This is a genomic window from Hymenobacter sp. GOD-10R (assembly GCF_035609205.1).
Taxonomy (GTDB): domain Bacteria; phylum Bacteroidota; class Bacteroidia; order Cytophagales; family Hymenobacteraceae; genus Hymenobacter.
The window spans coordinates 4,410,318-4,429,512 of sequence record NZ_CP141184.1; the positions used below are offsets into that span (position 1 = coordinate 4,410,318).

A 19,195-nucleotide genomic window follows, 5' to 3' on the forward strand; every position below is an offset into this window, starting at 1 on the left:
GCGTGACCTAGGGTTTAGTGCCGAGCCGCAACGGCTACCGGCGCTTCGTTTGGCGTAGGTTTCTCCACGCGGGGCATCATTGAGACTGGCTCTGGCATCAGTTCTTCTGGTACCGAGTTGCCTTGCAAGGCCAACTGGTGGCGCGTTTCGTCGAACTCTCCTTCGCTTTTGGCAATGACCAGCGCGGCCACGCCGTTGCCGATAACGTTGGTGATGGCCCGCGCCTCACTCATAAAGCGGTCGACCCCGAGCAGCAAGGCCACGCTCTCCACCGGAATGGTTTTGGTAGCGGCCAGCGTCGAGGCTAGCACGATAAAGCCCGAACCCGTGACGCCTGCCGCCCCTTTGCTGGTAACTACCAGAATGGCAATCAGCGTGAGCTGCTGGGTAACAGACAGCGGGATATTAAAGGCTTGAGCCAGAAAGATTACCGCAATGGATAAGTAGATAGAAGTGCCATCGAGGTTGAAAGAGTAACCCGTCGGGATAACCAAGCCGGCCACCGAGCGCGAGCAGCCGTAGCGCTCCAGCTTGTCGATCATGCGCGGTAGCGCCGACTCCGAGGAGGACGTGCCCAACACCAACAGAATCTCTTCTTTGATGAAGCGCAGGTACGGACCTAGGCGCAGCTTGTAGTAGCGCAGAATCAGGTTCAGCACCACGAAGATGAACAGGAACATGGTGGTATACACCACCAGCATAAGCTTGCCTAGGGGCAATAGCGTGGCGATGCCGTACTTACCAATAGTGAAAGCCATGCCGCCAAAAGCCCCCAGCGGAGCTAGCTTCATCACGATGGCCAACACCCCAAACATGGCGTGTGAGAGCCGGTCGAAGGTTTTGACGAGCGGCTGCGCGGCTTGCCCCATCTGGTTGAGCGCTAGGCCAAAGAGCACCGAGAAGAGCAATACTTGCAGGATGTCGCCTTTGGCAAAGGCATCGACCACATTACTCGGTACGATGTGCGTGAAGAACTCTACCCAGTTCATCTCGCCGGCTTGGGAAGTGAACTTGGCGGCTTCCTCAGCTTTCTTCGTGTCTTGCAGCACGGCTTGGGCGGTGGCTTGTACGCCGGCGCCGGGCTGGGTCACGTTGGCCACCACAATGCCGATGCCGATGGCTAGGGTCGTCACGATTTCAAAGTACAACAGCGCCTTGCCGCCCACGCGGCCCACCTTCTTCAGGCTGCCCATGCCCGCAATACCGAGCACCACCGTGAGGAAAATGATGGGCGCAATCAGCATCTTGATCAAGCTGATAAACGTGTCGGCAACGGGCTTTAGCGCCGCACCGAAGCTAGGGAACAGCGCCCCCACCACCACCCCTAGGGCAATGGCAGTCAAGACCTGCACGGTCAGGTTCGAATACAATCGTTTCATGAAAGCAGAGAATAGAAGGTGGAAATTTCCCGGGTGCAGCGGCCCCGCAACCCCGGTGGAATAGGCAAGGGCTACCTAGCCCCACGCCCCGGTGAGGCGCGCGGACCAGGAATGAGTGATAGAAGAAGGAATAGAAACCGCTACACAGCTATTGCTGCGGCCACCTTGGGCGCGCCAGCTAGGATGTCGTCGTTGGCGTAGGCGGCGAACTTTTGGAAGTTCTGCACAAACTTCTGGGCTAGCTCCGCGGCCGTCCGGTCGTAGGCTTCCGGGTCTTGCCAGGTGTTGCGCGGGTCCAGAATACGGCTGGGCACGCCGGGCACGGCGCTCGGAATTTTCACCCCGAAGATGGGGTGTTGGCTGAAGCTCGTGTGGTTGAGTGCCCCGTCGAGGGCGGCGGTAATCATGGCGCGGGTGTAGGCTAGCTTCATGCGCGAGCCCACGCCGTAGCTGCCGCCGCTCCAGCCGGTGTTCACCAGCCACACGTGCACATCGGGGTGCTCGTCCATTTTCTGCCCGAGCATTTCGGCATATTGCGTAGGGTAAAGCGGCAGAAATACTTGGCCGAAACAAGCCGAAAAAGTCGTTTGGGGCTCGGTAATGCCCATTTCCGTACCCGCTACCTTGGCTGTATAGCCCGAGAGAAAATGATACATAGCGTGGCTCTTATCGAGCTTGCTGATAGGTGGCAGCACGCCAAAGGCATCCGCCGTCAGGAAGAAAATGTTCTTGGGCGAACTCGCCACGGAAGGCTCCACTGCGTTCGGGATGAAGGGCAGCGGGTAGGCCGTGCGCGTATTTTCTGTAACGGAGGTGTTGGCGTAGTCTACGGTGCGGGTGCCGGGCACGAAGCGCGTGTTCTCTACGATGGCGCCGAACTTAATGGCGTTCCAGATTTCAGGCTCTTTCTCCGGGTTCAGGTCAATGACTTTGGCGTAGCAGCCGCCTTCAAAGTTAAACACGCCCCCGTCGCCGGGCAGCCAGCCGTGCTCGTCGTCGCCGATGAGGCCGCGGCGCGGGTCGGCCGAAAGGGTGGTTTTGCCCGTGCCCGAGAGCCCGAAGAAGATAGCCGTGTCGCCGTCCTCGCCCACGTTGGCCGAGCAGTGCATGGGCAAGGTGTTCTGCTCGTGCGGCAAGAGGTAGTTGAGCACCCCGAAGATGCCCTTCTTCATCTCGCCGGCATAGCCCGTGCCCCCAATCAGGATCATCTTCTTGGTGAAGTTGAGGATGGCGAAGTTCTTCTGCCGGGTGCCATCCACCGCCGGATCTGCCTCGAAGCCGGGCGCGCAGATGATGCTGAAATCGGGCAGCCACGAGGTGTCGGCACCGGCCTCGGGGCGCAAGAACATATTGTAGCAGAAGAGATTGTGCCAAGCTAGCTCGTTTACCACGCGGAGCTTGAGCTGCGAAGCGGGGTGAGCGCCGGCGTAGGCTTCCCGCACGTACAGCGTTTTGTCGGCTAGATAGGCTACCATCTTTGCGTGTAGCTGGTCGAACTTCTCCGCGTCGAACGGGATGTTGATGTCGCCCCACCATACGCTGTCGGTGGTACTGGCGTCCCGCACAATGAAACGGTCTTTGGGCGAGCGACCCGTGAACTGGCCTGTGTCGGCCATCAGGGCACCCGTGTCGGTCAGCGTACCTTCACCGTTGCGAAGCGCTTCTTCCACCAAGGCGGCGGGGGCTAGGTTCAGTCGGACAGCCTGCGCCTGCTGAAAACCCAGCGGCTTGAGTCGGTCGAGAAGGGCGGCGGAAGTGGTGGTTGCGTTCATACTCATGAGGAAGATTAGGTACGCTGGAAAGAAGACGAGTGAAAGGCAGCCTAGCTCAGAGAAGGCAATAAGCGCCCGGCGCCAACGGATTGGCGAGCAAAAACAGCTAGGAATCAGCGGGAAATCGAGGTGCGCGGGCTTAGCCGCCTTCCTCTAGGTTAAGTCGGGAAGTTTGCCTGGTTTCTTCCATCGACAGGAAAACCAGCAGCGACAACCCGATGCAGCCGGCGATATACCAGTAGAAATACGATTCGTGGCCCGTGCCCTTCCACCACAAGGCTAGGTATTCAGCGGTGCCGCCAAATAGGGCCACCGTGAGAGCGTGCGGCAAGCCGATACCTAGGGCTCGGATTTCGACGGGAAACAGCTCTGCCTTCACCACGGCGTTGATGCCGCTATAGCCGCTAACGATGGTGAGGGCTACCACCAGGAGCACAAAGGCGACCCAGGGCGTGGTGGTGTGGCTGAGGGCGGTGAGCAGCGGGACGGTGCCCACTGCCCCAAACAAACCAAAGAACAGCAGCAGCGGCCGCCGCCCAATGCGGTCGGACAACGCCCCGAAAACCGGCTGCAAGCCCGCAAACACGAGCAACGACAGAAAGCAGATGTTGGTGGCCGACTCCTTGCTCATGTGGGCGGTGTTCACCAAAAACTTCAGCATGTAGGTGGTGAACGTGTAGAAGGCGAGCGTGCCACCCATCGTGAGGCCCACCACCGTCAGCACGGCGCGCGGGTGCTTCAGGAGTACTTGCACGCTGCCCCGCTGGTCGTCGGGGGTATGCTGCTGGGTCTGGAAAACAGGCGTCTCGTCGAGGTTGCTGCGCAAGTACAAAGCCACCACCGACAAAGCTGCGCCAATCACAAACGGAATACGCCAGCCCCAGCTCAGAAGCTGCGCTTCCGTGAGCAGTACTTTTTGCAGCACCAGTTGAATGCCGAGGGCTAGTAATTGGGCTCCTATAAGCGTGAAATACAGGAAGCTAGAGTAAAAACCTCGCCGTTTGCGGGTGGCCATTTCGCTGAGGTACGTGGCCGACACTCCGTATTCGCCACCCACACTCAGGCCTTGCAGCAGCCGGGCCGTGAGCAGCATGACGGGCGCCACAATGCCCACGGTTTGGTAAGTCGGCGTGAGGGCGATGAGCAAGGAGCCCAACGACATCAGCAGCACCGACAGTGTCATGGACTGCTTGCGGCCTACTTTATCGGCAATGCGGCCAAACATCCAGCCCCCGATGGGGCGCATCAGGAAACCTAGGGCAAAGATGCCGGCCGTTTGAAGCAGCTGCGCAGTGGGGTCGCCGGAGGGAAAAAACGAGCCCGAGAAGTACAGCGAGAAGGACGAGAAAACGTACCAGTCGTACCACTCCACCAAATTGCCGACCGAGCCACTCAGGATAGCCTTGAGCCGTCGAGGCGAAACTTTCTCCAGCGGCGCGGCCTCCACCGTAGTGGCGTAGGAGCGAGAAGCTGGTGAGAGTTGGGTAGCCACGGGTGGAAACGTTTGAGATGCCGAATAGTAGGAGAAAGATCCTGTTTGTTCGAGGTTGCCTTACAAATGAAGCACCCGATTTTGAAGGAATTTTGAAGAAAACTTATCGATTATCTGAAATTTTGAGCGGCAACCGCAAACGTTTGTTCTCAAGGTCAACAGGTAGCTAGGGTTGATCAGGGGCAAAAGCTAGCCGAATACGGTGCCAGCCGTCTTCGTACGTATAGCTGATGCGATGGCCGTATAACTCGCTGATACGCTTTACGATAGCCAACCCAATGCCAATGGAGTCGAGTGCGGCGTTGCCTTTCTTGAAGCGCCCAAACAACTCACTCACGGGCGCGGAAGGCGCATGGCCGGTATTCGCCAGCACCAATTCTGAAGAAGAAAGCTGAATTTGAATTTCGCCGCCGGGTAAGTTGTGCCGGATAGCGTTGCTGAACAGATTATTGAGCAGAAGCTGGGCTAAGGAGTCATCGAAAGGCACGTGCACATCGTCGGCAATCTGCTCCACCGTCCGGATGCCCTTCATCTCGGCTAGGTCGGCGAAGGCTGCTTCGGTGGTGCGCACGAGCTGGCTCAGGTCGGTGCGCACCTCAGGTTGCGATTCGTAGTGCTCTAGTTTCGCCAGCAGCGTTAGCGACTGGTTGATTTTGGCGAGGCGCTCTAGCTCGTCGTGCATGCCGGTGAGCAGGAGCAATTGTTTTTTGGTTAGCTCCGAGTCTATCAGCAGCTCAATTTTGGCCTTAATACTTGCGATGGGCGTTTGCAGCTCGTGCGATGCATTTTCGGAAAACTCCTTCAGGCCCTGATAGTCGCTTTGCGCCTGCGCCGTCATGCGCACTAGGAATTCGTTGAGCACGTTGAACTCGGCCGTGCGACTTGGGTGCAGGTCGATGGTGTTCTGCTGGCTGAGCTGGAAAAGCTGAATGCCGCGGAGCGTGTTGTTGAACGGCTTGAGAATGTACCAGGAAATTACCTCGCTGAGAATAACCACTAGGGCGAGTAGAAAGACGAACGTCCAGGCAAAGACCAGCATCAAGCCGGTCAGGTACATATCGCTGGGCTCCACCACTGCGGCTTTGCTAATGATGCGGTACGGCTGCCCACCCACCACCGTGTAGGTCGTCAGGCGAATAATAGATACTTCCGACTGAAGGGTTGGGTCCCACTCGTCACGAATCCTGGCCGTGCTGCCGTGGCTCGTCGAGTCGAGGCTAGCTCGGCTGATCTGTACATTGGTCCGCGACGGGTCGCCAGTGTAGTCGCGCCCACTTTTGAGCTGGGATACAATGATTGCGTTCAGGTGTTCGAGCTTGCCAATGGTAGCTTGGGTGACGCTGCGCGACAGGGCCGCGTACACAATGGCAAAGCCGATGCTCAAGACGAAAAACGTGATAACCGCATAGGCGATGGTGTAGCGGTAGTTGAGCTTCACGAGTCGGCCGCGTTTAGCTTGTATCCGAACCCATACACGGTGCTGATGTAATCCTTGCCGCCGGCGTCCGTGATTTTTTTGCGCAAGTTTTTCACGTGCTGGTACACAAAGTCCACGCTATCTAGGTTGTCGGTGTAGTCGCCCCAGAGGTGGGCCGCGATGGCCTGCCGCGTGAGCATGCGGCCCTTGTTGTTGATGAAGTACAGCAGTAAGTTGGTTTCCTTGCGCGTGAGATTCAGTAGCTTACCATTCACGCGGCACTCTAGCGACTCTAGGTCGGCGGTAATGTCTTGGAAGGTGATAATGTTATTCTTGTGCACGCTGCGCCGCCGCATAATGGCTTTGATGCGGGCGTGCAGCTCGGGGAGCGGAAACGGCTTCGTGATATAGTCGTCGGCGCCTTCACTCAGGCCGGTTAGCTTAAAATCCAGCGCGTTTTGGGCCGAGATGATGATGACGCTGCTTTCAACGCCCTCCTTACGCAGCAGCTTCAGCAGGCTGATGCCATTGCCGTCAGGCAGCATAATATCCAGTAGCACACAGTCATACGTGAACAAGGCTAGCTTCTCCCGTGCCTCATCGAACGTGGGAGCCACTTCGCAGATATAATGCTCCTGCGTGAGGTAGCTGGCAATGCTTTTGGCCAGCTCCGGGTGGTCTTCCACTAGCAAGATTTTCATAATGAGTTACCGGGTGGGTGGTAGGCCTAGGTGAGTGACAAGACCTAGGTAGTGGGTACCAGTAAATGTATCAAAACCTGTGGAACCAGCTACCGCTCTTGTGCGTGGTGGCTACTTCTAAGCAGACAACCTATTAATCCGCTGCTACTTGGCTTGGTGTCCGTTCTTTGTTGCAAAAACTTGATGCCACTCCGCTTCTCGTATTTCAGCAGAGTTATCAGGCGCTATTTGCACTCAGGGAATAGCCGTCTTCCGGCGTTGCATCCACCTAGGAAGCATAGCCTAGGCCCCTTGATAGAAATGTGTTCAGTACCGATTGTCGAGAAAAGATTGATTTTATCACTTGAGGATAAGCTCTCTTCTCTCATTTGAAGCCGTGCGCTCTGCTTATGAATTACTACGTATAAACCACCAAAACCACCAAGCTAGCCGGTCCAGCTTGTGATATTTGTACGTATTTGCAATCTTTACAGTCCGTAGTTTTACTGACTGTTGTGCTTTCCTCTTCTGCTCCCTCCTCTTCTTGGCAAGCGCGCCGCCTCGCTATCTATTTTGCGTTCCACTATCCCGCGCACCCTTTCCTGGCACTGACGCCCTATCAGCGTCTGTTGCTAGATACTTTCCTATGCGGAGAACTATCTATGGATCAACTCTTAGTGCACTTAGAAGCCCACGAGTACGAGGGAGAGCATAAGTCGATAACCGGTCTAGCGTAAGGTTGACAGGGCTGAATTGCGCCATACTCACTTACTTAAAACTCGTCACGCTGACAGCTACTAGGCGAGCAAGCTGTTCCAGAAGTTACTAAAGCCCTCTATACGTTTGTCATTATTGCCATCTTTTCTATAATTTTAACGAACGATTATGGAACGACAGCAATGAGCCGCAAGAAACGAGGACACTCTCCGGAAGGGGAAAAATTGATTCGCAAGGCTGAACAGATCCTACGCCTAGCTTCCCATATTGATAAACTCGAACAGAAGGGCCATGGATTGTGGCCACAGTTCCTGGCAACCAACTTCAATTCGTAGAGTTATTCTACTCGCGTCTAGCACTAGAAGCTGTGTAATCGGCTGCCACTGCTTGGCTATGCGAATCGGGCTACTTGAGATACTGTAGGTCATCAAGTTGTGAGCGGCAGCCGATTGAGCAAGTCACTGATCAGTACCAGTAAGACGCTACTCCGCTTGTTCCATTCGGCCCGGCACTGTATAAACACACCTCTTTTTACGGAATAAGGAATGTGGCCTAGCCGTATGGGTAGAGGCTTGTGCCCGTGAGGGTGCTTCTTATCTTTGTCACTGCTCGACCTGGCTGTTGTGACAAGTGTAGATGCAAGAGCCTTTTCTTTTTTCCTAACTCACATGCTACTAGCAAAGCTGACTGGAAAGTGCCGCTGTTGTTGTCTCACAACAACCTAGCCTGCTCAGGTCGTCTTCGGGCTGCCCTCTTCTTATCCGCTTTCCTTTGTTTGCATGACTTCTATTTCCCCGGCCGCGGCACGGCCCGAACTGGTGCGCGGCATCCGGCGCTGGGACTTCGTGGCGCTCATCATTAATATTACCATTGGCGCTGGTATTCTGGGGCTTCCAGCCAAAATCTACGCCTTGGTTGGCACCTATAGCCTAGCTGCCTATGTCGTCAGCGCGGCGATTGTCTCGCTTATCATCTTGTGCTTTGCTGAGGTCAGCAGCCGGTTCAGCGGGGCCGGTGGCCCGTACTTATATGCGCGTGAAGCATTCGGGCCGCTCGTTGGGTTTGAGGTAGGCTGGCTGCTGTGGATTTCGCGCTTGGCTAGCTTTGCCGCCCTCTGCAACTTGTTTACCGATTATGCTGCTTACTTCTGGCCAACCGTAGGAGCGGGTACCGGCCGGGCGGCGCTGATGGCTGGACTTATCGCAAGCCTAACCCTACTCAACTGGGTAGGCGTGCGCACGGCTTCGCTGGTAAACAACCTCTTCACGGTAAGCAAGTTGGTGCTCCTAATCCTGTTTACGACCGTTGGGTTGTTCTTTGTGAATTGGCAGGCGTTTTCGTTTGCGGTTCTTCCCACGTATCCTAGCTTTTCCAGCGCGGTACTACTGCTCATTTTCACCTTCTCAGGCTTCGATGTGGCGGCTATTCCGGCCAGTGAGATTCAGCAGCCCCAGCGCAATGTGCCGTTCGCCTTATTCACGGCCATTGCCACGGTGGCTGTACTGTTCTTATTGGTGCAAGTGGTGTGCATCGGCACGCTCCCGAACCTAGCTACCGCTGAGCGGCCCTTAGCTAGTGCCTCGCAGCAATTTCTGGGACCCGGCGCTGGGGCGCTCGTAGCGGTAGCAGCGATGCTAACGGCCCTAGGCACCCTCAATGCGCTCATGCTCACGGGACCTAGGTTGTTGTTTGCCCTGGCCGAGCAAGGACAAATTCCCGCTATTTTCCGGGCTACGCACCCGCGGTTCCGCACGCCCTACGTGGCCTTGCTGGTATCGGCGGTGCTGAAGCTCGTGCTAGCTATTTCGGGAACGTTCATTTACGCGCTTACCCTTTCCACAATTATCCGGCTCACCTACTTCGCCCTCACATGTGCGGCCTTGCCTGTATTGCGCCGGCGCCAACCCGAGCACCCGGCGCCTTTTCGGGTGCTGGGCGGGAGCGTGGTAGCCGCCGTGTGCGTAGGCTTGTGCCTGTGGCTGTTGCTGAGTAGTACCGGCACCGAAGCGCGCGATGTTGCCGTAATGGCTATCGTAGGGCTAGGTTTGTATGTTGCTGCAAACCAACGGAAAGCAACGGTTAGCTAAGCGGGCCGCACACCACTTCACCTTCTCCCGGTTTCTGAAACTGTATTCTCGTTTTTCCGAGTTATGTCTCTTTCTTCTCCTATTTCCTCCGTTGCCATTCGCACGCCGCAGCGCGTGGCCGAAATTTCCTGGTTTGATGATTTGTGCGGCGGCGATACCCAGTACCTAAGCGTGCTCGATGGCGCGTACCGCAGCTCTTGGGCGCACTGCCGGGATATTACGCTCTCGGCCGAGCGGCTAGGCTATTCCAATATTCTGCTGCCGACCTCTTACACCGTTGGGCAGGATGTACTGACGTTTGCAGCGGGCATTGCCCCCCAAACCTCGCGCATCAACTTGCTGACGGCTATTCGCACCGGCGAGATTCACCCGCCCATGCTCGCCCGCGCCCTCGCCTCGCTCGACCACATGCTCGAAGGCCGGCTCACCATCAACATCATCAACTCTGACCTGCCCGGCTTGCGCGAAGTGCCCGAACTGCGCTACCAACGCTGCGCCGAAACCATCGAGATTCTGCGCCAAGCCTGGACCCAGGAGCGCATTGTGCACAAAGGCGAGCTATACCAGTTTGATATGCCCTCGGACCCGGCCAAGCCCTACCAGCAAAACGGCGGTCCGCTGCTATACTTTGGCGGCACTTCGGAAGGCGCCCGCGAAGTGTGCGCTCAATACTGCGACATGTTCCTGATGTGGCCCGAGACGGAAGAAATGCTCTACGAGACCATGCAGGACCTCAGTGCCCGCGCCGCCCGCCACGGCCGGCAGATTGACTTTGGCTTACGCATTCACGTCATCGTGCGCGAAACGGAGTCGGAGGCCCGCACCTACGCCCGTAAGCTCATGTCGAAGTTTGATCCGGCGAAAGGAGCCGAAATCAAGAGCCGGGCGCAGGACTCTTGGTCGTTGGGCGTGCATCGCCAAAACCAGTTGCGCGAGCACGCCGATAACGAAGGCTTCGTGGAGCCCCTGCTCTGGACGGATATCGGCAAAGCCCGCTCGGGGGCCGGTGGCGCCCTGGTCGGCACACCCGATCAGATTGTGGAGAAGCTCAACCGCTACATGGATATGGGCTTCCGCGCCTTCATCTTCTCCGGCTACCCCCTACTCGACGAAGCCGATTATTTCGCTCGCTACGTGTTGCCACGCCTTCCCAATGTTTCCATGCCGCATTTCCAAGGCCGTATTCCCCACGAAACTCCTGTTACGCCACTCACCACCGCCCCCCTGCGGTAGTACGTGACCCTAGCTTTTTCTCAACAAAACCCGACTCATCAGCGCGAGAGTCGGGTTTTTTGTTAGTAATAATTCCAGACTGTGCGGTTTAGGATAGGCGTGTAGCTGTAACTAATGAAAATACCTGGGCACTTCCTGCCAACGAAAAATTGAGCTTCTCACGCAAACATTCCCTAGCCTCAGCCGCCGACCTTTGTCGAGTCAAGTGTAACCGGGAAACTTTATGAGAACGGAGCCGTCGCCCGCCAGTACAGAGCTAGGTATTGTGCATTCACACTACGCAAGCCGCCATATGGCCAGTGAGCAGTGTGTTGCCGAGCACGGCATGAGCTACATTCTCGCGGGCAGCTTGCGAGTAATTGAGGCCGGCGAAAGTCGCATATTTGAGGCGGGCAGCTTGCTGTTTTACCGGAGAAACTTCCTGGCTAAATTCACCAAACAGCCGGCTGAGAACGGTCCTTTTCGGGCCATTACGGTCATCTTTGACCATGCCCTACTGCAGGAATTCAGTCAACAGTATACGGTGGTAAGCGGCGAGCAGCCTTTTGTGGCCAGCACGGCCGTACTAGCGCTGGCCCACAGCCCCCTACTCCACTGCTTCTACGAGTCACTACAGCACCATTTTGAGGTGCCGCTGTCCGCGTCAGCAGCAAAGCATAAGCAGCAGGAAGCTCTGCAGCTGTTGCTAGAAACGCATCCAGCGCTACAACAGGTACTGTTCGACTTCGGACAACCCGGCAAGATCAACCTGGAAACGTTCATGCAACAGAACTTCCGGTTCAATGTGGCCCCGAGACAACTTGCCTACCTGACTGGCCGGAGCCTAGCCGCCTTCAAGCGGGACTTCGGCAAGATCTTCCATACCTCCCCCAACCGCTGGCTGTACCAAAAGCGGCTAGAAGAAGCCCACTACTTGTTGCAGGAGGAGAACAAGCGCCCCTCAGACGTGTACCACGAGGTCGGCTTCGAGAGCTTGGCGCACTTCTCGTCCGCGTTTAAGCAGCTCTTTGGCCGCACGCCGTCCAGCGTGCAAGGAGCTGCGCCGGCCCACTAAGCCGACGCAACAAGTATTCTGACCAAGCCGGCAAGATCTGCCTCGTAGCTGGGTAGCACAAGTTAGGCTGCCCAGAAGTATCTCACTTGTTGTCGCTTACCTCTGTCTTTACTTTCCACAAACACCCCTTATGCCCTACTTATGCCCGCTATTTTCATCACTGGCGCCTCCTCTGGCTTAGGCAAAGCCACCGCAAAGCTCTTCGCCGCTCGCGGCTGGAACGTCATTGCTACCATGCGCCACCCCGAACACGAAACCGAGTTGACACAGCTGCCAAACGTGCACCTGCTGCCACTGGACGTGACCGACCTAGCCCAGATTGAAACGACTGTGCACCGCGCTATTGCCCTATACCCCGTGGATGTGGTGTTCAACAACGCCGGCTATGGCCTTATCGGCGCGTTGGAAGCCTTATCGGATGAGCAGATTACTCACCTGGTTAACACCAATTTGTTGGGCGTGATTCGGGTAACCAAAGCGTTTCTGCCTCACTTGCGGGAGAAGAGGTCTGGCCGTATTCTCAACACGACGTCTATCGGCGGGCTCATTGCCTTTCCGTTGTACTCGCTCTACCACGCCACCAAGTGGGCCATCGAAGGCTGGAGTGAGAGCCTATCGTTCGAGCTAGCCCTGCACAACATTACGATCAAAACAATCTCGCCCGGTGGCATTGCTACCGACTTCACGGGCCGCTCGCTGCAAGTTGCGCAAAACGAAGCCTACGCCGGCCTGTTGGAGAAACTCATGGGCACCCAAAGCGGTGATAATACGGTTCATTTTGCGTCTCCCGAGGCTATTGCCGAAGTGGTATATCAGGCCGCTACTGAAGAAAAAGACCAACTCCGCTATCAGGCCGGAAGCGATGCCGTAGCTATCTATGCGCAGCGGCTGGCCGTTGGCCCCGAGGCCTTCCGGCAAGGAGTAGCCGCTCAGTTCGGGTTAACTGCTGATACAAGCCAGTCGGCAGCCAATTGACTCGCGCAAGGAGAAGGCATGCCTGCCGCTAGGTTCCTAGCTCCTCCGCACGAGTTGAGAATGAATGTGTGGCTGGGCGCGGGCTCAACTGCTTCCCTTTGCGGTCGAAGTAGGTTACACTAATCCTATCCGGGCGACACGTGAGGCGGCCGAAGTTGTCTTCCGAAAACACGGTGCTGGCGCTTCCTACGTGGTACTCGTTCGGGTGGTCTTTGGGCACGCGCAAGGCTCCGTCGAGTTGAAAGTTTGTTGCGCGCATGTGCGGGTACGGCCAGAAGAAAGAGGAGGAGATAACCGACACCACCTTGAAGGTCGGGTCCTGCTTGCAGGTCAACTCCGCCGTGAAGGAGCAGTGCACATCGCCCGACATAAAAACCACCTTGCGCACGGCATTCTGCTTGATAAAGTCGAGCAGTTGGGTGCGCTCCCGCAGGAAGCCACCCCATTTGTCGGTTTGTTCGTCGCTCGCCTGCAAGTCGGGGAACACCGGCACGGACGTCACAATCAACTTAACGCGGTCCGCGTCCGAGCCCTTCACCAGCCACTGTTGCAGCGCCTCCATTTGCACGCGCGTAATCAAGCTCCGCTTCGTAGAATCCTCGTGCCACACGCGCTCCGTGCGCACATCCATGACGAAGCAGTCCACGCAGCCGTCGCGGAAGGTGTACCAGAACCGATCTGGCGTGCCCGTGATATACCCCTGCGCATCCAGTGCGAACACCGGACTATGGCTGACTTGGTAAATCTGATAAGCGTGGATGGCTTTGGAGTAAAGCAAGATCCGGTCCCGCTGGGTTGCTTTCTGAGGCCAGTTGTCCTCAATCTCGTGGTCGTCGAGAATCATATAGGTGGGCACTTGCTGCATGAGCCGCCGTAGGTAGGGCTGCCCAAAAGCCTCTTGGTAACGACCTAGAAACTGCCCCATAGTGGTATCTGGACGGAAGAAGTTGAGGTCGTCCGCATAGATCTGGTCTCCCATCATCACCAAGGCATCGACATCATCTTTCTGCGCCAGAATGCTGCGAAAGACTTTGTCGCCACGCTCATCGAATACATCGACATCCAAGCCCAACAGGCGCATCTTGAGCAAGTAGCGACACGAGCCGACTACCAACGTGCGCTCCTGGACGGCATTGTTGCTTCCGGTCCGAAAGGGTATTTCTTCTGCTTGGCCCCAGTCCAGCTCGGCCGGATCCGTGGGTAATTGGTTCAGCTCCACGTCGGCATCCGTTTCCACCCAGCCTGCGCGGTAATGATAGGTGGTATTGGGTTCTAGCCCGGTAAAAGCAACCACCCCGGTCATATCGAAATGCGGTTCCAGCTTCTGATACTGTTGGCTCCCCAAACCGGTTGTTGGGTGTTGGAGTTGAACCACCCCAAAGTACCGCCGTTCCGTGGAGCGCCGGTCACCGCGAAGCCAAATGCGGGCTTGTTCGTGGGTAGTGTAGCCTAGGATAGGGCCGAGCGTAGGAGCCTGAATAGAGAGCATATGGCAAGACTGATCAGCAGGAACTCCACTGCCCTACCCACAAAGAGCCGCTGAGCGACCCTACTTAAGGGATGTAGAGCGAACCAACTGAAATGGAACAAACCGCAAAGGAGAGGATAGCTGCTGCATGAAACATCCGTGTTGACACTGAATTGCTGCACCTTCTTGGCTCCTTCAATTCACCTATACGTCAGTTCGGATAGCCACTGGCATGCCCCGTTGAAAATGCGCTGAGAGATCTTACACTTAAGCACCTTTTCCCTTACTTGGCCAGACACACATCCTAAAGAAGACTGTTCGTTTAGCTAGGCTAGGCAGCACGGTACTTTTGCCTGTTATGCATTTTCCGATTCTCCGGGCCATCGCCCTATTTGTCAGCATCATTCTCGGCGGAATCCTCTTGTTCGTCTTTGACCTCTATGAGCTCAACAGCCCAGGTATCAATACCGCCCTACTATTGCTCATGACCATGCTGAAGGTGCTCTACTTTTTAGGAGCAACGCTGCACTGGATACGGCGAACAGTATCTTCCGCGTACCATCTACGCTATTTGATGGGTTTTCTGGTCATGCAAGTATTGCTCATTGTGCTCTCGTTCGCCATTGATTATTACTGCCTCTACCAGATTAACCCAAGCTCTTTCCTGGTACCCAAGGGCCAACTAGGCCACGGACTGGCAGCGCAGTTACTCACCTTCCTCTACTTCAGCCTAGGCAAGTACACCACAGCCGGCGGGGGCGAAATGCACCCGGCTACACCGGCCGCGCAAGTCTGCGCGATGGGCGAAATGGTGGTGTCGTACTTCACCACGGTGCTCATCATCGCCAACGTTGGCTATTTGCAAACCCTTTTTAGCCGCTCTGCACCGGGAACCTAAGAACGGCCTGGCCTCAAACGAGCCTGCGTAGAGGTGAGCCAACGGTTTTGCTCCACAACATCCTACTTTAGCGGAGCTACTGATCTATCACTACGAATTCTCCGTTTCCATGCACCCGCTACGCGCCTATCTTCACCGCTTCGTTCCCTCGCTGACAGATGCCGATTGGCAACCGCTGGCGGAGGCCCTGCGCCCGCGCCACTTAGCTCGCGGGGAGCATTTTGTGCAAGCTGGCGAGCACCTCCCAGAGCTAGCTTTGCTGCTCAACGGTACCTGCCGCCTCTACTACCCTAGCCCCGACGGGGAAGAGCGCACCACGTACTTCTTCTTTGAAAACCACCTGCTGGGGGATTACTCCGGTTGCCTAACGGGGCAGCCCAGTCAGCTTAGCATTCAGGCCCTAGCCGACACCGAGTTGGTCGTCTTTGACTATGCGGTGCTGCGTCAGCTCTACGATGAACGGCCGGTGTACGAGCGGTTTGGGCGTCTCGTGGCCGAATACCACATGCTCGGCACGGATGCTCGCTTGGTCGAGCAACTGCTACTCTCGCCCGAAGAGCGTTACCGCGCGCTGCTAGCCAGCGGCAAAACCAAGATTTTAGAGCGCATCCCGCAGCACCTGGTCGCCAACTACTTAGGCGTCACGCCGGTTTCGCTGAGCCGCATTCGGGGGCGGGTGGCGCGAAAACCGGGCAAGGAGAAGTAGCCAGGAGCTGACTGCTCCCGCAACGGCTCATTTGTTAGCTTTTGTTATCGTTTTATGGGGCCAAGTAGGAGGACTTTTGGGTATTGATTTTTACCCTCCTTCTTTCTCTCCTTATGAAAACCCTACTGAAAACCGAAGAACTAGCCGAAGCACTGTTCGCCCTGGTCGTGTTTGCCCACCTGCCCTACGCCTGGTGGGTGCTGCCCGCCGTCTTTCTGCTCCCTGACCTCAGCATGATCGGCTACCTAGCTGGACCCCGCGTGGGCGCCTTTTGCTACAACTTCGCCCACCATAAAGCACTAGCCATGGTAGTAGGGGTTGCAGGCTGGTGGTTAGGACTACCCGTGCTGATGCTGGCAGGTACGGTACTCCTCTTTCACAGCGCTTTCGACCGGTCCCTGGGCTACGGCCTCAAGTATACGACTGGCTTCCAAGACACGCACCTAGGTCGCGTGGGAAAGAACCAGCCGGCGGCAGCAGCCAACTAGCACAGGCAAAGAGTCTGGCGTTCAGGCTTTTTTTAAACACCTAGGAATAACCGCCGACGCCCCAACGCCCGGCCGCGCAATGCCTGGACCAGCACTGCCCCGGCCAAGCTGGCGTAGAGTAACGCCACTAGCCCGGTCGCTGGCACGCTGAGCTGACCATACCAGGCCAGCAGCGGCAGCACCTGCAAGGCGTGCATCCCGATGAAGTGAGCCACGCGCAAGTCGCCATGGCGGGTGCTCCAGCCGAGACCAGGCAGACCGGGGCCACCATCAGGGCCGCCCACGGTGTGGGCCAGCCGCGACACCATCAGCCCACCCTGGAGAGCAAAGACCACGAACAAGCCAATTCCCAGCCGAATGGCCCAGGCGTAGGCCGGCGGCAAACCCAGTAGCGGCGCTTGGCCAAACACCAGTCCGATATAAGCCGTCCACAACGTCATGACTACAATGGCCACACCCATCGCAATGGACAGCGCTGTGCCGAACGACGAAGCGGTATTGAAGTGAGAGCGTTGCCCCCGAGCGGCCTGCCCGGTGATACAAAGCAGCTCGAAAGCTAGGGTTCCCACCACCACCCAGGTGTACAGGGCCACGGCGGGTTGAGGTCCGAGGTACCCTAGGTACCAGCCCATCGTCCAAGCGAACAGGCTGATGGAGATGAAAAACTTAGCCGGTTTTCCCCAAGCATTGACGCCCATCACCTGCCTGCTACTAAACTGGGTGAGCACCGCGCAAACCAGCGCCGCGACCAAGCACACCCACCCGAAATAATACAGCGGCGCATTGCGCAGCACCAGCGTAGTCAGAAAATGCACCATTCTTAGTTGAACGACTGCCGGAATTCCAGCGGTGAGAGGCTCGTCTTGGTCTTAAACAAGCGGCTGAACGACTGCGCATGCTCGAACCCTAGCGCGTAGGCAATTTCACTGACCGATAAGTTGGTGGTGGAGAGCTGGGCTTTGGCTTTTTCAATCAGCTTGTCGTGGATGTGCTGCTGGGTGCTTTGGCCAGTGAGCACCTGAAGCAAGCCGCTCAAATAATTGGGTGATACGTTCAGCTGGTCGGCCACGTACTGCACAGTCGGTAAGCCGATTGTCGGCAGGGCCTCGCTCGTAAAGTAGGCCGCCAGGACCGTTTCCAGCCGCTGTAAAAGTTGATGATTTGCTACTCTGCGGGTTAAGAACTGCCGGTGGTAAAACCGCTCCGAGTAGGTGAGCAAGACGTCGAGTTGCGCAATAATTACGTCCTGGCTAAACCGGTCCATGTTGCCGCGGTACTCCTGCTCGATGTGCTGGACAACCATGGTGACCTTCTGCTCTTCTTGGTCGGAGAGGTGCAGAGCTTCGTGGACGGCGTAGCTGAAGTATTCGTATTGCTTGATTTTAGTTGCCAGCGGCGTATTCCACAGAAAATCAGGGTGCAGCAGCAGCATCCAACCCGCTTGTTTTCGCTCGGCACCCGCTGTCACCTCAACGCTAAAAACTTGGTTAGGCGCCATAAAAGACAGCACACCCTCGTCGAAATCATACAACTGCTGCCCATAATGCACCTTGGTTTTGAAATCTCTTTTCAGCGAGATGATATAAAAGTCCGCGACTAGGCTTATCGGTTCATAATCGGCCAGCGGCTCCACCGCCGACATATCGATGATGCTGATTAAGGGATGCGCCGGCTTGGGAAAGTTAGCCAACCGGCAATACTCCGTGATGGTCTTGAATCGGTACGGCTGCTTGGTTGCCATGGTCTTTGCGCATTACCTTTTGTGATAAACTGCCGCGAATTCGGGGGCGAAATCGGCCAGCTTGACCTTACCCAACACGGGCCGGTGGCGGTAGTAATCCTCGTCGATCAGCCCGCTGTGAATGGCCGCATTCATTTCCACGATACCTACGGCCCGTGCTTTCGGCACTTTAAACATTTCTAAACCGCTTTGCATCTGTTTGTCGCTCATGAGCGCCCATTGTAAGTACGGCTTGCCAATGGCCTGACCTAGGATGCTAGCAACTTGGTTACAAGTTAGCTCGTCGCTGGCCACGTAGCGCACGTTGCGGCCCGCAAAAGGCGTGGTCAGCTCTTCGGCCACGGCGGCGGCAATATCGCGCGGCGAAACCCAGGGCGTCTTGTCCTCGGCTCCGAAGTTGGCAGCAATGACGCCCGTTTTGCCGGTTATCGCGGCCAGCAAGCCCGAATAGCGCAGGGTTAAGAACCGGCCCAGCAGCCCTTCCCCTCGTATCATATCCATGTAGCTGAACAGATTAGTGTAGAACCCAACGGGGCGCATGTGGGTGATGGACACGTCGGCTGGCAGCTCCCGGAGGATACGCTCGGCAAGGTGATGAAAAGCTAGCACGCCATTACCTTCGGCGAGGTGCGCACCCACGCTGCTCAGGTGAATGACCCGTTTTACACCCGATTGCCGGATGGCCTCGGCATACGCCGTGGTCAGCTTGCGGGCCTCGACCATCACGTCGATGGCCGGGTCGAAGTAGTTGAAGGGCGGCAGCATACAGTACACGGCATCGGCCCCGTTGAAGGTGGCGGTCAGAAACCGAACGTCTTCTATCGTGCCGATGGCAGCCGCAGCACCCAGGGCTTCAATAGCCCGGCGCTTATCCGGCTTGCTGCTGATGACCGTGACGGTATGGCCTTGTTGCAGGAGTTCTTGGGTGAGGGGCGCGCTGATGTTGCCCAGCGAGCCAGTTACGACGAGTTTCATGAGCTTGAGTAATGGATTGCGGAAGCAAAGTTCCGTCAACCCCAAAGCCCCGAGCTAGCTAAATCTCTGGTTGTTGTAACCGAATCTCCGCTGGGGCCAAGCACTTACCTGCT

At 56.7% G+C, this 19,195-nt stretch carries 16 protein-coding genes; 7 read left to right on the top strand and 9 right to left on the bottom strand.

All coding sequences use genetic code 11. The features are described from left to right. Positions 1–14 precede the first annotated feature (14 nt). The 5 genes from SD425_RS17530 to SD425_RS17550 form a co-directional block, all read right to left on the bottom strand. Positions 15–1,379: a dicarboxylate/amino acid:cation symporter gene (locus SD425_RS17530; protein ID WP_324671241.1), complete on the bottom strand. Its 1,365-nt coding sequence runs from the start codon at positions 1,377–1,379 to the stop codon at positions 15–17. A gap of 140 nt (positions 1,380–1,519) precedes the next feature. After that, positions 1,520–3,151 (bottom strand): phosphoenolpyruvate carboxykinase (ATP), encoded by a 1,632-nt coding sequence (gene pckA / locus SD425_RS17535; protein ID WP_324671242.1) that lies wholly within the window; start codon positions 3,149–3,151, stop codon positions 1,520–1,522. A gap of 139 nt (positions 3,152–3,290) precedes the next feature. Continuing rightward, on the bottom strand, positions 3,291–4,643 hold the full coding sequence (locus SD425_RS17540) for an MFS transporter (RefSeq protein ID WP_324671243.1): 1,353 nt from the start codon (positions 4,641–4,643) through the stop codon (positions 3,291–3,293). 166 nt (positions 4,644–4,809) lie between these two features. Further along, complete coding sequence (locus tag SD425_RS17545) at positions 4,810–6,081, bottom strand: sensor histidine kinase (protein ID WP_324671244.1); 1,272 nt, start codon at positions 6,079–6,081, stop codon at positions 4,810–4,812. Continuing rightward, positions 6,078–6,761, bottom strand: a complete 684-nt coding sequence (locus SD425_RS17550) for a response regulator transcription factor (RefSeq protein ID WP_324671245.1) — start codon at positions 6,759–6,761, stop codon at positions 6,078–6,080. Before SD425_RS17550 ends, SD425_RS17545 begins: the two co-directional genes overlap by 4 nt. Before the next feature lie 1,475 nt (positions 6,762–8,236). Here SD425_RS17550 and SD425_RS17555 point away from each other — a divergent pair. From SD425_RS17555 to SD425_RS17570, 4 genes are all read left to right on the top strand, one after another. Beyond that, positions 8,237–9,544 carry an APC family permease gene (locus tag SD425_RS17555; RefSeq protein WP_324671246.1) on the top strand — a complete coding sequence of 436 codons (1,308 nt, stop codon included), beginning with the start codon at positions 8,237–8,239 and terminating at the stop codon, positions 9,542–9,544. A gap of 63 nt (positions 9,545–9,607) precedes the next feature. Further along, positions 9,608–10,777 (top strand): LLM class flavin-dependent oxidoreductase, encoded by a 1,170-nt coding sequence (locus tag SD425_RS17560; protein ID WP_324671247.1) that lies wholly within the window; start codon positions 9,608–9,610, stop codon positions 10,775–10,777. A gap of 223 nt (positions 10,778–11,000) precedes the next feature. After that, positions 11,001–11,831 carry an AraC family transcriptional regulator gene (locus SD425_RS17565; protein ID WP_324671248.1) on the top strand — a complete coding sequence of 277 codons (831 nt, stop codon included), beginning with the start codon at positions 11,001–11,003 and terminating at the stop codon, positions 11,829–11,831. Positions 11,832–11,972: 141 nt separating this feature from the next. Beyond that, on the top strand, positions 11,973–12,806 hold the full coding sequence (locus tag SD425_RS17570; RefSeq protein ID WP_324671249.1) for an SDR family oxidoreductase: 834 nt from the start codon (positions 11,973–11,975) through the stop codon (positions 12,804–12,806). A 28-nt stretch (positions 12,807–12,834) separates the two neighbouring features. Here SD425_RS17570 and SD425_RS17575 read toward each other — a convergent pair whose 3' ends face one another. Beyond that, positions 12,835–14,295 (bottom strand): alkaline phosphatase D family protein, encoded by a 1,461-nt coding sequence (locus tag SD425_RS17575; protein ID WP_324671250.1) that lies wholly within the window; start codon positions 14,293–14,295, stop codon positions 12,835–12,837. A gap of 337 nt (positions 14,296–14,632) precedes the next feature. Here SD425_RS17575 and SD425_RS17580 point away from each other — a divergent pair, with 337 nt between their 5' ends. The 3 genes from SD425_RS17580 (at position 14,633) to SD425_RS17590 (ending at position 16,366) form a co-directional block, all read left to right on the top strand. Then, entirely contained in the window at positions 14,633–15,172 is a 540-nt protein-coding gene (locus SD425_RS17580) for an ion channel (RefSeq protein ID WP_324671251.1), read from the top strand. 109 nt (positions 15,173–15,281) lie between these two features. Further along, positions 15,282–15,878, top strand: a complete 597-nt coding sequence (locus tag SD425_RS17585; RefSeq protein ID WP_324671252.1) for a Crp/Fnr family transcriptional regulator — start codon at positions 15,282–15,284, stop codon at positions 15,876–15,878. A 113-nt stretch (positions 15,879–15,991) separates the two neighbouring features. Continuing rightward, positions 15,992–16,366, top strand: a complete 375-nt coding sequence (locus SD425_RS17590; RefSeq protein WP_324671253.1) for a DUF4260 domain-containing protein — start codon at positions 15,992–15,994, stop codon at positions 16,364–16,366. 32 nt (positions 16,367–16,398) lie between these two features. On the opposite strand, the gene SD425_RS17595 is transcribed toward SD425_RS17590, so the two are convergent. The 3 genes from SD425_RS17595 to SD425_RS17605 are packed head-to-tail and all read right to left on the bottom strand — an operon-like array spanning position 16,399 to position 19,082. Next, on the bottom strand, positions 16,399–17,184 hold the full coding sequence (locus tag SD425_RS17595; protein WP_324671255.1) for a hypothetical protein: 786 nt from the start codon (positions 17,182–17,184) through the stop codon (positions 16,399–16,401). 2 nt (positions 17,185–17,186) lie between these two features. After that, complete coding sequence (locus tag SD425_RS17600; protein ID WP_324671256.1) at positions 17,187–18,107, bottom strand: helix-turn-helix transcriptional regulator; 921 nt, start codon at positions 18,105–18,107, stop codon at positions 17,187–17,189. A 12-nt stretch (positions 18,108–18,119) separates the two neighbouring features. Continuing rightward, positions 18,120–19,082 carry an NAD(P)H-binding protein gene (locus SD425_RS17605; RefSeq protein ID WP_324671257.1) on the bottom strand — a complete coding sequence of 321 codons (963 nt, stop codon included), beginning with the start codon at positions 19,080–19,082 and terminating at the stop codon, positions 18,120–18,122. Positions 19,083–19,195: the final 113 nt, after the last annotated feature.

Coding starts and splice junctions, on each gene's coding strand:
- SD425_RS17530 (WP_324671241.1), bottom strand. CDS start 1,379: ATGAAACGATTGTATTCGAACCTGACCGTGCAGGTCTTGACTGCCATT.
- pckA (WP_324671242.1), bottom strand. CDS start 3,151: ATGAACGCAACCACCACTTCCGCCGCCCTTCTCGACCGACTCAAGCCG.
- SD425_RS17550 (WP_324671245.1), bottom strand. CDS start 6,761: ATGAAAATCTTGCTAGTGGAAGACCACCCGGAGCTGGCCAAAAGCATT.
- SD425_RS17555 (WP_324671246.1), top strand. CDS start 8,237: ATGACTTCTATTTCCCCGGCCGCGGCACGGCCCGAACTGGTGCGCGGC.
- SD425_RS17560 (WP_324671247.1), top strand. CDS start 9,608: ATGTCTCTTTCTTCTCCTATTTCCTCCGTTGCCATTCGCACGCCGCAG.
- SD425_RS17565 (WP_324671248.1), top strand. CDS start 11,001: ATGAGAACGGAGCCGTCGCCCGCCAGTACAGAGCTAGGTATTGTGCAT.
- SD425_RS17570 (WP_324671249.1), top strand. CDS start 11,973: ATGCCCGCTATTTTCATCACTGGCGCCTCCTCTGGCTTAGGCAAAGCC.
- SD425_RS17575 (WP_324671250.1), bottom strand. CDS start 14,295: ATGCTCTCTATTCAGGCTCCTACGCTCGGCCCTATCCTAGGCTACACT.
- SD425_RS17580 (WP_324671251.1), top strand. CDS start 14,633: ATGCATTTTCCGATTCTCCGGGCCATCGCCCTATTTGTCAGCATCATT.
- SD425_RS17585 (WP_324671252.1), top strand. CDS start 15,282: ATGCACCCGCTACGCGCCTATCTTCACCGCTTCGTTCCCTCGCTGACA.
- SD425_RS17590 (WP_324671253.1), top strand. CDS start 15,992: ATGAAAACCCTACTGAAAACCGAAGAACTAGCCGAAGCACTGTTCGCC.
- SD425_RS17595 (WP_324671255.1), bottom strand. CDS start 17,184: ATGGTGCATTTTCTGACTACGCTGGTGCTGCGCAATGCGCCGCTGTAT.
- SD425_RS17600 (WP_324671256.1), bottom strand. CDS start 18,107: ATGGCAACCAAGCAGCCGTACCGATTCAAGACCATCACGGAGTATTGC.
- SD425_RS17605 (WP_324671257.1), bottom strand. CDS start 19,082: ATGAAACTCGTCGTAACTGGCTCGCTGGGCAACATCAGCGCGCCCCTC.